The 12,546-nt window shown below is 44.2% G+C and carries 15 protein-coding genes and 1 pseudogene; 8 read left to right on the top strand and 8 right to left on the bottom strand.

What is annotated here, in order from left to right:
• The 4 genes and pseudogenes from VFW36_RS05955 to VFW36_RS05940 all read left to right on the top strand — a co-directional run.
• Nucleotides 1–511, top strand: a pseudogene (locus VFW36_RS05955) (translational GTPase TypA); the annotation flags it as partial.
• A 128-nt stretch (nt 512–639) separates the two neighbouring features.
• Nucleotides 640–954: a nucleotidyltransferase family protein gene (locus VFW36_RS05950; RefSeq protein ID WP_329657893.1), complete on the top strand. Its 315-nt coding sequence runs from the start codon at nt 640–642 to the stop codon at nt 952–954.
• Nucleotides 947–1,297: a DUF86 domain-containing protein gene (locus VFW36_RS05945; RefSeq protein WP_329657892.1), complete on the top strand. Its 351-nt coding sequence runs from the start codon at nt 947–949 to the stop codon at nt 1,295–1,297. The genes VFW36_RS05950 and VFW36_RS05945 overlap by 8 nt, the downstream gene beginning before the upstream one ends.
• A gap of 111 nt (nt 1,298–1,408) precedes the next feature.
• Nucleotides 1,409–2,188 carry a hypothetical protein gene (locus VFW36_RS05940; protein WP_329657891.1) on the top strand — a complete coding sequence of 260 codons (780 nt, stop codon included), beginning with the start codon at nt 1,409–1,411 and terminating at the stop codon, nt 2,186–2,188.
• A 31-nt stretch (nt 2,189–2,219) separates the two neighbouring features.
• Here the strand turns inward: VFW36_RS05940 and VFW36_RS05935 are convergent, their stop codons facing one another.
• The 6 genes from VFW36_RS05935 to VFW36_RS05910 form a co-directional block, all read right to left on the bottom strand.
• Nucleotides 2,220–3,443, bottom strand: a complete 1,224-nt coding sequence (locus VFW36_RS05935; protein ID WP_329657890.1) for an NAD(P)/FAD-dependent oxidoreductase — start codon at nt 3,441–3,443, stop codon at nt 2,220–2,222.
• Between the two features lie 66 nt (nt 3,444–3,509).
• The gene (ccoG, locus tag VFW36_RS05930) at nt 3,510–4,952 is read right to left on the bottom strand and encodes a cytochrome c oxidase accessory protein CcoG (protein ID WP_329657896.1); all 1,443 of its coding nucleotides are present in this window, start codon (nt 4,950–4,952) and stop codon (nt 3,510–3,512) included.
• A 13-nt stretch (nt 4,953–4,965) separates the two neighbouring features.
• On the bottom strand, nt 4,966–5,616 hold the full coding sequence (locus VFW36_RS05925; protein ID WP_329657889.1) for a hypothetical protein: 651 nt from the start codon (nt 5,614–5,616) through the stop codon (nt 4,966–4,968).
• 88 nt (nt 5,617–5,704) lie between these two features.
• Complete coding sequence (locus tag VFW36_RS05920; protein ID WP_329657888.1) at nt 5,705–6,490, bottom strand: UDP-N-acetylmuramate dehydrogenase; 786 nt, start codon at nt 6,488–6,490, stop codon at nt 5,705–5,707.
• Nucleotides 6,487–6,753, bottom strand: a complete 267-nt coding sequence (gene fliQ, locus VFW36_RS05915) for a flagellar biosynthesis protein FliQ (RefSeq protein ID WP_329657895.1) — start codon at nt 6,751–6,753, stop codon at nt 6,487–6,489. Before fliQ ends, VFW36_RS05920 begins: the two co-directional genes overlap by 4 nt.
• A gap of 4 nt (nt 6,754–6,757) precedes the next feature.
• Entirely contained in the window at nt 6,758–7,621 is an 864-nt protein-coding gene (locus VFW36_RS05910) for a menaquinone biosynthesis family protein (RefSeq protein ID WP_329657887.1), read from the bottom strand.
• Nucleotides 7,622–7,797: 176 nt separating this feature from the next.
• On the opposite strand from VFW36_RS05910, the gene recA reads away from it, so the two are divergent.
• The 4 genes from recA to VFW36_RS05890 are packed head-to-tail and all read left to right on the top strand — an operon-like array spanning nt 7,798 to nt 11,007.
• On the top strand, nt 7,798–8,835 hold the full coding sequence (gene recA, locus VFW36_RS05905; RefSeq protein WP_329657894.1) for a recombinase RecA: 1,038 nt from the start codon (nt 7,798–7,800) through the stop codon (nt 8,833–8,835).
• Complete coding sequence (eno, locus tag VFW36_RS05900; protein ID WP_329657886.1) at nt 8,832–10,100, top strand: phosphopyruvate hydratase; 1,269 nt, start codon at nt 8,832–8,834, stop codon at nt 10,098–10,100. Before recA ends, eno begins: the two co-directional genes overlap by 4 nt.
• Entirely contained in the window at nt 10,100–10,387 is a 288-nt protein-coding gene (locus VFW36_RS05895) for a hypothetical protein (protein ID WP_329657885.1), read from the top strand. The genes eno and VFW36_RS05895 overlap by 1 nt, the downstream gene beginning before the upstream one ends.
• An 11-nt stretch (nt 10,388–10,398) precedes the next feature.
• Entirely contained in the window at nt 10,399–11,007 is a 609-nt protein-coding gene (locus VFW36_RS05890) for an AMIN domain-containing protein (protein ID WP_329657884.1), read from the top strand.
• A gap of 51 nt (nt 11,008–11,058) precedes the next feature.
• Here VFW36_RS05890 and tpx read toward each other — a convergent pair whose 3' ends face one another.
• Nucleotides 11,059–11,562: a thiol peroxidase gene (gene tpx, locus VFW36_RS05885; protein ID WP_329657883.1), complete on the bottom strand. Its 504-nt coding sequence runs from the start codon at nt 11,560–11,562 to the stop codon at nt 11,059–11,061.
• A 102-nt stretch (nt 11,563–11,664) separates the two neighbouring features.
• A partial coding sequence (gene tsaD, locus VFW36_RS05880; protein WP_329657882.1) for a tRNA (adenosine(37)-N6)-threonylcarbamoyltransferase complex transferase subunit TsaD occupies nt 11,665–12,546 on the bottom strand: 882 nt, incomplete at its 5' end.

The raw sequence follows: 12,546 nt of genomic DNA, 5'->3' as shown, positions 1-12,546 counted from the left end.
GGGCTTTACTCGCGTAGAGTTCGAAATTCCTGCTCGTGGTTTGATCGGTTTCCGTGGTCAATTCTTGACGGATACCAAAGGTGAGGGTGTAATGAATCACTCTTTCTTGGAATTCCGTCCTTACACCGGTAACGTTGAGAGTCGCCAATACGGAGCGTTGATCTCTATGGAAGACGGTGTTGCGTTAGCGTACTCATTGTTCAACCTCCAAGATCGCGGTGTCCTTTTCACAGCGCCTCAAACGAAAGTGTACAAAGGGATGATTATCGGTGAGCACAGCCGTTCAAACGACCTTGACGTTAACCCGATCAAAGGTAAAGCACAATCAAACGTCCGTTCTTCTGGAGCAGACGAAGCGATTAAACTCGTTCCACCACGTGATATGAACCTTGAGCGTGCATTAGAGTGGATCGAAGACGATGAACTTCTTGAAGTTACTCCTCTTACTATCCGTATCCGTAAACGTTGGTTGGATCCTAGTGATCGTAAACGTTACGGAGCTAAAAAGTAATCTTTACACGTCATACCGAACTTGATTCGGTATCTCGTTCTCTTCTCTCTTTCTAAAATCATTTATTCCATCTCCTATTTCACTTGCTTTTGTTATAATATTCAAAGTTATAAACCCAAGGTTTTAAAATGATCACCAAAGAAGCCGTTTTAGAGTATCTTCGCAGTATTAAACCTAGCCATGAAAAAGAGGGGATTGTAATCCACGGAATTTTCGGATCATTTGCGAGAGATGAAGCGAGCGAAAACAGTGACATAGACGTTTTGATCGAAACAACTCCTCGCTTTGTAGAAGATACCGATCCCCTGAGAGCATTTAGTATCTTACAAGCGCTTCGTGAAGAGATTTCACACCAGTTTTCGTGTACCGTCGATCTCGCCGATAAGACAGGATTACGTGGGCGTAGCGGTGAGCATATCCTCAAAAAGACTATCTATGTTTAATGATGAAGCAATTATTCGCTTTCAAACGATCATCGACAAGATAGAGGATATAGAGGCGATCATTGCACGGCACGGTGCGATAACTCGTGCATTAGGTGATTTTGAAGGACAACCTGCATTATTGATGTTGTTAGTTGCTATTGCTGAGCAGTTTCATAAACTCAAAAACTGTTGCTATGAAGAGCTAATGCGCCATTTTGACGAAAATGACATCAAAGGGATATATGATATTCGTGTCTTTATCGCTCATGACTACGATGGAGTGAATTTAGCGATCATAGAGCGAGTGATACGCGAAAAAATTCCGCAGTTGAAAGCGACAGCGCAAAAGATTATTCAATAGGTTTCTTGCATCACCGTCATTCCCGACTTGATCGGGAATCTATCAATTAGTGACTTTCATTCTTTTAGATTTTTTCGTATAAAATAGTAAAAATAAACAATGGACAATTTTATGAAAATTTCTATTTTGGCAATTTTGGTAATGTCATCAGTTTTGTTTGGGGCTGGATTTGATTGTGCCAAAGCATCGAATGATGTTGAAAATATGATTTGTGAGAATGCATACTTAGAGCAGCTTGATAGCATATTGTCTGATACCTATACAGCAGTTTTAAAAAGTGTACCGAACAAGCATGCCATAAAATTAGATCAGAAAAAATGGCTTAAGAATGTACGTGATCGTTGCAATGATACAGATTGTATTGACTTGGCATACGAAAATCGAATTACAGATCTAAGCCATATTTGGAATTTACAATATAAACGTGCAGCTGCCAAAATACATAAAAGTGATAAAAATCCATTTGAAGGGGAATGGAAAAGTTGTCAATTATGGAGAGGACAAGAAATCTGTGGATCATATCTTTTTGTACAGGAAAATGAGCATATTTGCGGAGAATGGCTGTACTGGGCAACAAATGGTTTTTACGAAGGGCAACTACAGGCCAAAGTATATGCTAAAAATCGGGCAAAAAACGAATTGATCTGCGGAGAACCTGGTAGTAGAACTCAAACACCATGCGATAATGAAGATGAATCCGGGAAAAGTTGGGAAAAAGCGAAGGGTGAGTTGGTTGTTATGTGTGGGGATGGTATATACAAAGATGCAAAACAAGAATCTTGCAGAGAATCTCTTAAAATAGATGGATATTTCTATCATCCTCTGACTGCAAAAGATAAAAATCGTCTTTTGTCAGAGTCATGGGTGAAAAAATGTTTGAATGAAAACTAATAAATGATTATTCGTTTGCCAAAGTAATCTTTTACTTTTTAGCCATCTCCTTGCCGGCGATCATACCGCTGGCCCACGCAAAGTTAAAATTATATCCCCCACGTTTCCCCACAATATCGAGAACTTCACCCGCAAAATAAAGCCCTTCTACCAGTTTTGATTCCATCGTTTTGTTATTGACTTGTGCCGTAGAGACACCGCCGCCGCTTACTTCGGCGTGTTTGAACCCGTGGGTATCGACAACCTCAAATTTCCATTCACCGATCAAATGGGCTAGTTTTTTTACATCTTTTGGGGTGAGGGAAGATACGGTAGTGCTGAGCGCTATTGCGGCATCTTCGAGGAGATAGGTGATGATTTTAGCGGGAAGTAGACCGCAGAGGGCGGTATGAACGTCATGTTTTGGGACGGATGCGAAGAGCCTTTCGATGATATTCACAAGTTCTTCTCTATCATAGCGGGGGAGGAGATTGAGGGAGATGCTAACGCGTTGTTTGTGTAGCAGAGCATGAGACGCCCTCTGGCTGACGTCGAGGATAGCCAGACCTGAAATCCCGTATGCGGCAAAGAGGATGTCCCCTGTTACGTTCATGCACCTTTTGTTATCGATGATGAGGGTCACTTCTGCCGTTGTTTTAACCCCCGCCATTTTAGGGTGGTTTTTGGAGTTTAGATGGAGCTGTACGAGGCTGGGATAGGTTGGGATGATCTCATGTCCAAAAGAACGGGCGAAGGTGTAGCCGTCCGCTGTTGCACCGAGTTGCGGAGCCGCTTCACTTCCTGTGGCGATTAAAACATTGTTATAACGTTGTTTGCCCTGATCGGTTTGGACGCTGAAATGGGAGTCGTTTTTAGTAATCGCGGTCACTTTGGACTCAGTGATGATTTTGACGCCTGCTTCACTCACGGCACTTTTGAGGGAAATGAGTACCGATTTCGCTTCATTGGAGAGGGGATAACATCTGCCGTCCTCTTTTATATCCAACAGGAGCCCGATGGAGTGACAGAACTTTTCAAAATAGTGAAAATTGAGCTGTTTAAGTGCATAGGTAACAAAATGGGGATCATTTCCCGCATAGTCTTCGTGTGTAGCAGTGGTGTTGATGATGTTGCATCGTCCGTTGCCTGAGGCGAGTATCTTTTTGCCCACAGCGTTGTTGTGCTCATAAATGGTGACATTGGCACCGCTACGTGCCGCAAAGAGTGCCGCCATAAGCCCTGATGCGCCGCCGCCGATAATTGCTATGTGTTTCATGAGTGTATTGTAGCTAAATGAGTAGGGAAAGAGAAAAGAGGGGATGTTCCCCTCTTTGAGAAAGGTTTATTTTAACATATCCGCACGTGGATAGGTAAAGGTCGATTGACGTATTACTACCACTTTATCTTTTGCATCTACCGCATACGCCTTGATGGTGATCGGGATAACGGTATCTTTGCGATCATCATTGACAAGAATTTCATCGGTATAGAGGACAACGACTTTTTTCTTAACAACGCCCGGTTTTACTTTGAACGCTTCTTCTGGCTCTTTGATTTTAATTTTGCCTTCCATCCCTGCAGGAGCGATGATGTCAAAATAGTAATCATGGTCTTCGTTTAACGTGTTTTGCAACAAGAAGGTATAGGCATTATCAACTTGTACTTTCCCCTCATCATTGGTGTGGATGGAGTACAAACGGTTCTCTTTGTTAATGTTGAGGAGCATATACTCTTTTTTACTTCCCATCATTCCCAATACGATACTTACGATGACCAATACGGCGATATAGCCCAAAATTTTCGGACGGAAATAGTGAGTTTTACCTTTCATGTAAAGGGTCTCTTTTTCGCTCGACCACTCGACCAAGCTAGGTTTACCCAATTTACCCATGACTTCGGTACAGGCATCGACACATTCAAGACAGTTGATACACTCTAGTTGAAGCCCTTTACGAATATCGATGTGGGTCGGGCAAACCGTTACACAGCTCTCACAGGTTGTACACTCAGCATTGGTATTGACAGCCAATAAATCTTTTTGTTTTGTAAAGAGTTTCTCTTTGTGTTCATTATAGATTTCACCGCCGCGATTCGGATTGTAAACGGCCATAACGGTATCATCGTCGTATAAAACCGACTGAATACGTGAATAAGGGCAGACATAGACACAAAAGTTCTCTTGCAAGAAAATAACATCATAGACCAAGAACAAAACAATACCGATGATCGCTCCCATCAATACCGTGTGATCCATCGGATTTTGGATATACGCTAAAAAATCTTCCGGCGGTACGAAATACCACATTAAATCCGCGGCTGCGATAAACGCCAAACCTGTCCATACCAAAATAGCAACGACGCGTTTGATTTTGTTTTCAACTTTGGAATAATCGGGCTCTTGTTGTTTGTTTTTGATCCGTTTGCGCAAACCTAAGAGTTTGGTTTCGATCAAATCACGGTAAACGACACGGAAAATGGTTTGAGGACACATCCATCCGCAGAATACCCGTCCGCCGAGTACTGTGATACCGAAAATACCGATGAAAAGAATCATTAGCAAAAACGGCATCAAATAGAGCTCTTGCATATCAAACTGGATAAACATCAAATGGAGTTTCAGTTTATCGAAGCTAAGCAAAAAGAGGTGATTCCCCTCGATTCGTATCCATGGAATGACTAAGGCTATTACGGTAACTAATCCGTAAAACCAATATCGCTTAATACGCCAAGGTGTCCACCCCGACAAATACTCTTTCCCGCTCGGGGAGACTGTTTCTTCACTCATCATACGACCTCCATCATAATGTTGATTCATCGATCGGACACCGAATGGTTCCGATCACCGTTGCTTCGGCATCCACATCATCGCTGATACCGACAATACCGCTAACAACCTCTTTTAGCTCACGCGATTCAATATAGTCTTTGAGTGAACTTCGGCTTACACTGAGAACTCGTGCAATCTCGCTGACGCTTTTTCTCTTTTTCAATAGATCAATAATTTGTTCTAAATGTATATCGAATTTTGAGGATGATTTAGAACCTCGGGGACGACCGATCCCTTTTTTTGCATCATCTTGCAACACCTGACGGAGTTGATCGATAAGACCTAACACAACCATTGTATCACTTTTGCGGTCGATTATAACGCCCGGTTTGACAAAATGGATCGTATTATTATTTTTGAGAAGACAACTAAACATCTGAACTACGTCTTCGATACAGCTGCTTAATGTCCATGTATCGTAAACAATCAACGTATCGCCGTTCAGGGATCGAAAAAATCGTACCACTTCGTGACGTTCGCTTAGCCGTTTATTTTGTGATGTTTGATCGATAAGCTCTTCATTGATCACAATTTTCTTTTGATCGGCATAACCGTTGATTAGTTTAAGCTGTTCATAGACACCGTCAAAATCTTTATCGGGACGGATATAACTTACAGTCATGGTGTCCTTAAATCCTTTGGCATTTTAGTTTCATCGTCATTCTATCGAATGTTGACGACTAAAGTCAATAGAAAATATTATTTAATCGTCAATTTTTTTGGTTAATGATGACCACTTCGCAGTGTAAATCGATCTCAAAGTCTCTTTTGACGCGTGTTTGTGCTTCGTGAATCAAATACAAAGCATCCTCATACGTTCCGCCCCCCGTATTGACGAGGAAATTAGCATGAACGTCGCTAAATGCCATAGCACCGCGACGGACACCTTTTAATCCGACCGCTTCGATAAGGCGTCCGGCATAATCATTCGGGGGGTTTTTAAAGCAGCTTCCCGCGCTAGGGTCATGCGGTTGGTTGGAACGCATTTGATTAAACATCTCATACCGCTCGCTAGAGTATCCGCGCTCGGCTTCAAAGAGCGCTTCAAAAACCACTTCATTAATAGAGGTTTTGCGATAACCGTATTCAAGCTCACTTTTTTGTTTCCAGCCGCTTTGTGTTCGCAGTGCGATGAGATGGTTGAAAATCTCATACTCTTTGAGCCCCGCGTTCATTTTCAGCATACCGCCGAGGGTTCCGGGGAGTTTTGAGAGGTATTCAAAATGGGCGATGTCATTTTTTTTGCAAAAAGAGACAACCCGACCTCCCGGTGTCGCGGCACCGACATGGAGACCGTCATCTTCGAGACGAATAAAATCATACTCTTTGGAGAGGATCATGAGCGGTGGGGGAGTGGGGGAGATAAGGACGTTATTCGCCGCACCGATGATCAAATGTCCTTCGGGGACAATATCGTTTTCGATCAATGCTACCCGGGCGACGGGACCGATACGAATAGAACTGAATTTGGAAAAATCGATGGTTTTGGTATTCATTGCATAAATGTAGGTATTAAGTTGAACATTCGTATCGTGAAATCTTGCATCTCATTCATCATCCACGGCATAGTGAGGATGATGACAACAACGATACCGATCACTTTGGGGATAAAGCTGAGGGTGGCTTCATTGATCTGAGTCGTCGCCTGAAAGATACTGACCGCAAGCCCCAGAAACATCCCCACAAGCAATGCCGGAAGCGATAAAATCAACGCGATTTTAAATGTTTCGATCCCAAGTCCGATCAATTCTGACTGCATCATATTATGAGTACCTCAATTCGGTGTATTCCAACGGAATCATAAAATCTCTCGGATCAATCTTGGTATCGAAAAAGCCGTGTTTATGTCCCAACTCAAATAAAAGTTCGATGGCTTTGTATTGGGTTTCATTGAGGGTGATCGATTCATCGTTCGCGTACAGTTCCAAATATTTTTCCAACGTCGGAGCGTCGATGCGGACGAGATTGCGCTCCATCAACATTTTAGAGAGGTTCTCTTTGTGATCACGGGCGATTTGAACCGCTTTGGTCAAAACATTTTCATATTCGATGGCAGAGGTGATCGGCAGCGAGCGGCGGATCGCCATACCGCCCAGCGGGAGGGGGAGATCACCGCCACTGAGGCTGCACCATACATCCCAGAGTTCACGCTCCACTTCCAGTGCATCGTTATACCCCAAGATCGATTCATGGATGAGAACACCCGCATCGACGACCCCCTCTAGTACGGCTTGTTCAATCTCTAAAAAATTCATATAGACGATTTTGGCATCGGGGTATGCGATACGAAAGAGCAATGCGTTGGTGGTGTATTTTCCGCTGAGGGCTACTTTGAACCGTTTTTTGAGGACGGTCTCTTTTTTACGGATCAGTTTGGGACCGTACCCTTGACCGAAACTCACCGCCGTGCGAAGCAGTGCATAGTCATGGCGGATATGAGGGTAAAGACCGAAACTGATGGCACTGATGTCATACGTCCCTTTGAGCGCTTCGGTGTTGAGGGTTTCAATATCCAATGCGATATTGTCAAAAACCGTATTCTCTTTACTTACCCATCCGAATTTGATGGCGTAATACATAAAGATGTCGTCGGCATCGGGGGAGTGGGCAATCACCATTTTTTTCACTTAAAATCCTATTCATAAAGACAAATCAATTAAATTTTAACCAAATAACGCTAAAATATCTCTATTCCAGAATGCGAATTATTAATATTGCAATTTGTCATATTTTAAAAATATATTTCAATTTGTCATATTATGACGCAATTTTAAAACACTATAGTCTCAGGAGAGCACGCATGATGGATCCAAATAAACTAAAATCGCTTGAACTTGCGATGAAGCAAATCGATAAAACGTTCGGAAAAGGGACGTTGATGCGTCTTGGGGACAAAGAGATTGAACCTATTAACGCAATCAGCACCGGATCGATCGGCTTGGATTTAGCCCTCGGTATCGGCGGAGTACCCGAAGGACGTGTTATCGAAATCTACGGACCGGAGAGTTCGGGAAAAACGACACTCAGTCTTCAAATTACGGCTGAATGTCAAAAAAACGGCGGAGTTTGCGCCTTTATCGATGCGGAACACGCTCTGGACATCGGGTATGCCAAAAACCTCGGGGTTGATGTTGAAAATTTACTCGTATCTCAGCCCGATTACGGCGAACAGGCTCTCGATATTGTCGAGACGATCGTTCGTAGCGGGGCGGTTGATCTGATCGTTATCGACTCGGTAGCGGCATTGACACCGAAAGTGGAGATCGAAGGGGAGATGAACGACCAGCAAGTGGGCGTTCAAGCGCGACTTATGTCTAAAGCACTCCGTAAATTGACCGGTATCATGCATAAAATGAACTGTACGATTATCTTTATCAACCAGATTCGTATGAAAATCGGAACGATGGGATACGGCTCACCCGAGACGACAACCGGAGGGAATGCCCTCAAATTCTACGCATCCGTTCGTATCGATGTGCGTAAAATCGCCACCCTCAAACAAGGGGAGAGTCAAATCGGGAATCGTGTCAAAGCGAAAGTGATCAAAAATAAAGTAGCACCGCCGTTTCGTCAAGCAGAATTTGATATTATGTTCGGTGAGGGGATCTCCAAAGAGGGAGAACTTGTCGATTACGGTGTCAAACTAGACATCATTGACAAAAGCGGTGCATGGTTCAGTTTCGAAGATGTGAAACTGGGTCAAGGGCGTGAAAACGTTAAACAAAAGTTCAAAGATGAGCCGGAATTGGCTCGCAAAGTCGAAGAAAAAATTAAATCGGCTATGGGTGTTTCAGGCATCATAGCAATGGATGAATCTGATATAAGTGAGGTAGACGAATGATTTTTATTGATGAAGTAAGTGCAATTGAAGTAATGGATTCTCGCGGGAACCCAACGGTAAAAGCAACGGTTCAGTTGAGTGACGGAACACGTGAAAGTGCGGTTGTGCCGAGCGGTGCAAGTACGGGTAAACGCGAAGCGTTGGAATTGCGTGACGGTGACGCGCGCTATATGGGTAAAGGGGTTCTCAAAGCGGTTGAGAATGTCAATACGCAAATTGCAGATGCCATCATGGGTCTTAGTCCGTTTAACCAAGCGATGGTAGATGCGGTGATGAAAGAGCTTGACGGTACCGAAAACTACGGTAACCTCGGTGCGAACGCTGTTCTCGGTGTCTCTATGGCAGTAGCGCGTGCGGCGGCAAAAAGTCTCGGAATTCCACTTTATCGCTATCTCGGCGGTGCAAATGCTATGGTTCTACCTGTTCCGATGCTCAACATTATCAACGGCGGAAGCCACGCGGACAACAGTGTCGATTTCCAAGAGTACATGATTATGCCGGTTGGATTCAACGATTTCTCTGAGGGGCTTCGCGCGTCAGCAGAGGTGTATCATAACCTAAAATCGATCCTCAAAAATCGCGGTGCCAATACGGCGCTCGGTGATGAGGGTGGATTTGCTCCTGATTTGAGTTCAAACGAAGAACCGATCCAAGTCATCATGGAAGCGATCGCCAAAGCAGGCTATAAAGCGGGTGAACAAATCGCCATCGCACTCGATGTTGCGGCATCTGAGCTTGTGACGGAAGGGGGCTATCGTCTCGATTCAGAAAATCGTACCGTTACCTCTGAGCAGTTGGTTGACTATTACGCCGATCTTTGCGCTAAATACCCTATCGTATCGATCGAAGACGGTTTGAGCGAAGACGATTGGGCGGGATGGAAAGTACTAACCGAGCGTTTGGGTTCCAAAGTACAACTCGTCGGAGACGATTTGTTCGTTACCAATGCTAACATTTTGGCTGAGGGGATTGACAAAGAGATCGCCAATGCAATTTTGATCAAACCGAACCAAATCGGATCGGTTTCTGAGACGATGTTGACCGTCCGCCTTGCACAACGCAACGGCTACAAATGTGTTATGTCTCACCGCTCAGGCGAAAGTGAAGACGCATTTATCGCCGATTTTGCAGTTGCTCTTAACTGCGGTGAGATCAAAACCGGATCAACCGCACGGGGTGAACGTACAGCAAAATATAACCGTTTGTTAGAGATTGAAACGGAAGTAATGTACGGCGAATATTTAGGGAGTTCCCTTTTTAACTGATGCATCAAGACGAGCAACCACTACTCGGTGAGGAAAAGGAGAGCCTAAGCGAACGTTATTTTGGCTTGGCTACCCCTAAGTTTTTCCTGGCGGCGGGTATTGTTCTGGTTGTCGGCGTCTATATGGGATTTATTTTCTTCGGTGATAACTCTTTGAGTGTCCTCCTCGAACTCGAAGAACACCAAAATTATCTAAGTGAAGACATTGAACGGCTAAAAGCTGAGAATGCCTCTTTGCAAAAACAGTATTTTGAGCTCAAAGAGCTTGATGCTGACTCACAACCGTGATAGGGGATTATATGAAATACTCACTTTGTCTTGCTTTGGCACTTTTATCCCCTCTTATGGCACGCGAAAATCCCTTTTTGCCTATGGATGAAGCTAAAAAACAAAAAGTGACCTCGAATATCCCCGATGCACGTCCTCGAATCGGAACAGTAAGTTATACCTTCCCCGATCAGGCGCGAGTCCTCAAAGAGGTGACCTTTACGATACAAAATTTGGATGGAAGCTTTGAGGAAAAGAAGGTCCCTATCGATCAAAGTATCGATTGGCATCGTCCTATTACCATTTCACAAGGGGGAGTATCTACTCCTTCTGCTGCGAAGAGTGTCTCCGCCGCCAACTTTGGGTTTATTCGGTTGTTTACGAAAGGGAAAAACTTGACTTTGAAATCAGCCGACCCGCTAGTACGCCATTTCGCACTTAGCGATCCGAATCAGATTGTTCTCGATTTCAAGCATACAACCCCTTTTAAATCGGATCAAAAACCACTCAATGCCGCACCGTATACCAATGTATCTATTGGAAATCACGGTGAGTTTGCCCGCGTTACGATCACGTTGGATGGACGATACAGTTATTCATTGGATAAATCGAGCGGATTGATAAGTATTACGTGTAATTAACGCTAAAAAAAGAGGAAGAGGGTTTCTCTCCGTAGAGGAGAGAAGGTGAACTTATGCTACGGCAGCCAAAGCTGCTTCGTAGTTAGGCTCTTCAGTGATTTCAGGAACGATCTCTTTATAAGTAACAACACCCTCTTCGTTTACTGCGAAGATTGCGCGGCATGTTACACCTGCAAGAACAGAACCGCCGAGCAATACGCCGTATGCGTTTGCGAAATCTTTGTTACGGAAATCTGAACATACTGTCAAATTATCGATACCTTCTGCTTGGCAAAAACGTCCCGCTGCAAACGGAAGGTCAAGAGATACGATAGTTGTGATAACGTCTTTAAGACCAGCCGCTTTTGCATTGAAGTTACGAGTTTCAGTTGCACATACACCTGTATCCAATGATGGAACAACGATGATGAGTTGTTTTTTACCTTGAGCGCCGCCTACTGTTACATCCGCCAAACCAGCTGAATTTACAACCGTTACTTCTGGAGCTTTATCACCAACATTTACGGTGTTTCCTAAAAGTTCTACGTCTGTACCTTTGAATTTTGTCGTTGCCATATTGGCTCCTTGTTGTTGTTTGTGTTATTGATAGGAGAAGTATATTTTAAATCGGATAATTTAAGTCTGAATTATGAAAGAGGTGTAATGCATTAAGCATTCCTAAAGTTTACAACGGGGATTGATCGTAATGTCGGAGGATGAGACAAATGCTTTCTCTGCGTATGCTTCGAGTGCGGCACGTCCGATCATAGCGGCGTTATCCGAGCAATAGCGCAGTTCTGAGAGAAAAAGCTCGGCTTTATGGGGCTTCAACAACTCCATAATACGTTCTCGTAAATAGAGGTTGGCACTCGCCCCACCGACGATAGCGAAACGCTTTGGAGGGCGTGTTTTGAAATACTTTTTGAGTTTTTGGATCAGATGCTCGGTAGCAGTATGTTGAAATGCGCTCGCGATGTTGGGATAGGCGGATGAGTCATTGGCTTCAACCGCTAAACGGACTTGATTTTTTAGCCCCGAATAGCTAAACGCGATGAGGGGAGATTGCCAGAGAGGGACGGTAAAAGCAAATCGGGACGCATCCCCCTCGCGGGAGAGTTGCTCAATCAATGGCCCCCCAGGATAGCCTAAATGCATCATTTTGGCTACTTTATCGAAACTCTCTCCGTAACTGTCGTCCATCGTGGTGGCAACCGTCTCCATCTCGTGATACGAATTGACTTCGATGAGTTGTGTATGACCGCCCGAAACGAGCAATACGGTTATGGGGAGAATCGCTTCTTTCTCTATAAAAAGAGAGTAGATATGTCCTTTGAGATGATTGATCGGGAGGATCGGGATGCCCAGAGAGATACTCAGAGCTTTTGCCATCGTAACCCCCTCGATGAGGGTTACCCCTAGTCCCGGTTCATTGGTGACGGCAACCGCTTTGAGTTGATCGAACCACGGCGTACACTCCGCTAAAATCCGAGGTAATGCTTCGGCATGGAGACGGCTGGCGAGTTCGGGGACAACGCCGCCATAGAGCGAGTGTTCTAACTC

The sequence above is a fragment of the Sulfuricurvum sp. genome (assembly GCF_036279695.1).
Classification (GTDB): Bacteria; Campylobacterota; Campylobacteria; order Campylobacterales; family Sulfurimonadaceae; genus Sulfuricurvum.
This window is presented reverse-complemented; position numbering and strand designations above follow the sequence as displayed.

Excerpts from the sequence above, each read along its gene's own strand:
- fliQ (WP_329657895.1), bottom strand. The coding sequence starts at position 6,753 with ATGCAGTCAGAATTGATCGGACTTGGGATCGAAACATTTAAAATCGCG.
- VFW36_RS05890 (WP_329657884.1), top strand. The coding sequence starts at position 10,399 with ATGAAATACTCACTTTGTCTTGCTTTGGCACTTTTATCCCCTCTTATG.
- ccoG (WP_329657896.1), bottom strand. The coding sequence starts at position 4,952 with ATGAGTGAAGAAACAGTCTCCCCGAGCGGGAAAGAGTATTTGTCGGGG.
- VFW36_RS05920 (WP_329657888.1), bottom strand. The coding sequence starts at position 6,490 with ATGAATACCAAAACCATCGATTTTTCCAAATTCAGTTCTATTCGTATC.
- VFW36_RS05945 (WP_329657892.1), top strand. The coding sequence starts at position 947 with ATGTTTAATGATGAAGCAATTATTCGCTTTCAAACGATCATCGACAAG.
- VFW36_RS05940 (WP_329657891.1), top strand. The coding sequence starts at position 1,409 with ATGAAAATTTCTATTTTGGCAATTTTGGTAATGTCATCAGTTTTGTTT.
- recA (WP_329657894.1), top strand. The coding sequence starts at position 7,798 with ATGGATCCAAATAAACTAAAATCGCTTGAACTTGCGATGAAGCAAATC.
- eno (WP_329657886.1), top strand. The coding sequence starts at position 8,832 with ATGATTTTTATTGATGAAGTAAGTGCAATTGAAGTAATGGATTCTCGC.
- VFW36_RS05895 (WP_329657885.1), top strand. The coding sequence starts at position 10,100 with ATGCATCAAGACGAGCAACCACTACTCGGTGAGGAAAAGGAGAGCCTA.
- VFW36_RS05935 (WP_329657890.1), bottom strand. The coding sequence starts at position 3,443 with ATGAAACACATAGCAATTATCGGCGGCGGCGCATCAGGGCTTATGGCG.
- VFW36_RS05925 (WP_329657889.1), bottom strand. The coding sequence starts at position 5,616 with ATGACTGTAAGTTATATCCGTCCCGATAAAGATTTTGACGGTGTCTAT.
- VFW36_RS05950 (WP_329657893.1), top strand. The coding sequence starts at position 640 with ATGATCACCAAAGAAGCCGTTTTAGAGTATCTTCGCAGTATTAAACCT.
- tpx (WP_329657883.1), bottom strand. The coding sequence starts at position 11,562 with ATGGCAACGACAAAATTCAAAGGTACAGACGTAGAACTTTTAGGAAAC.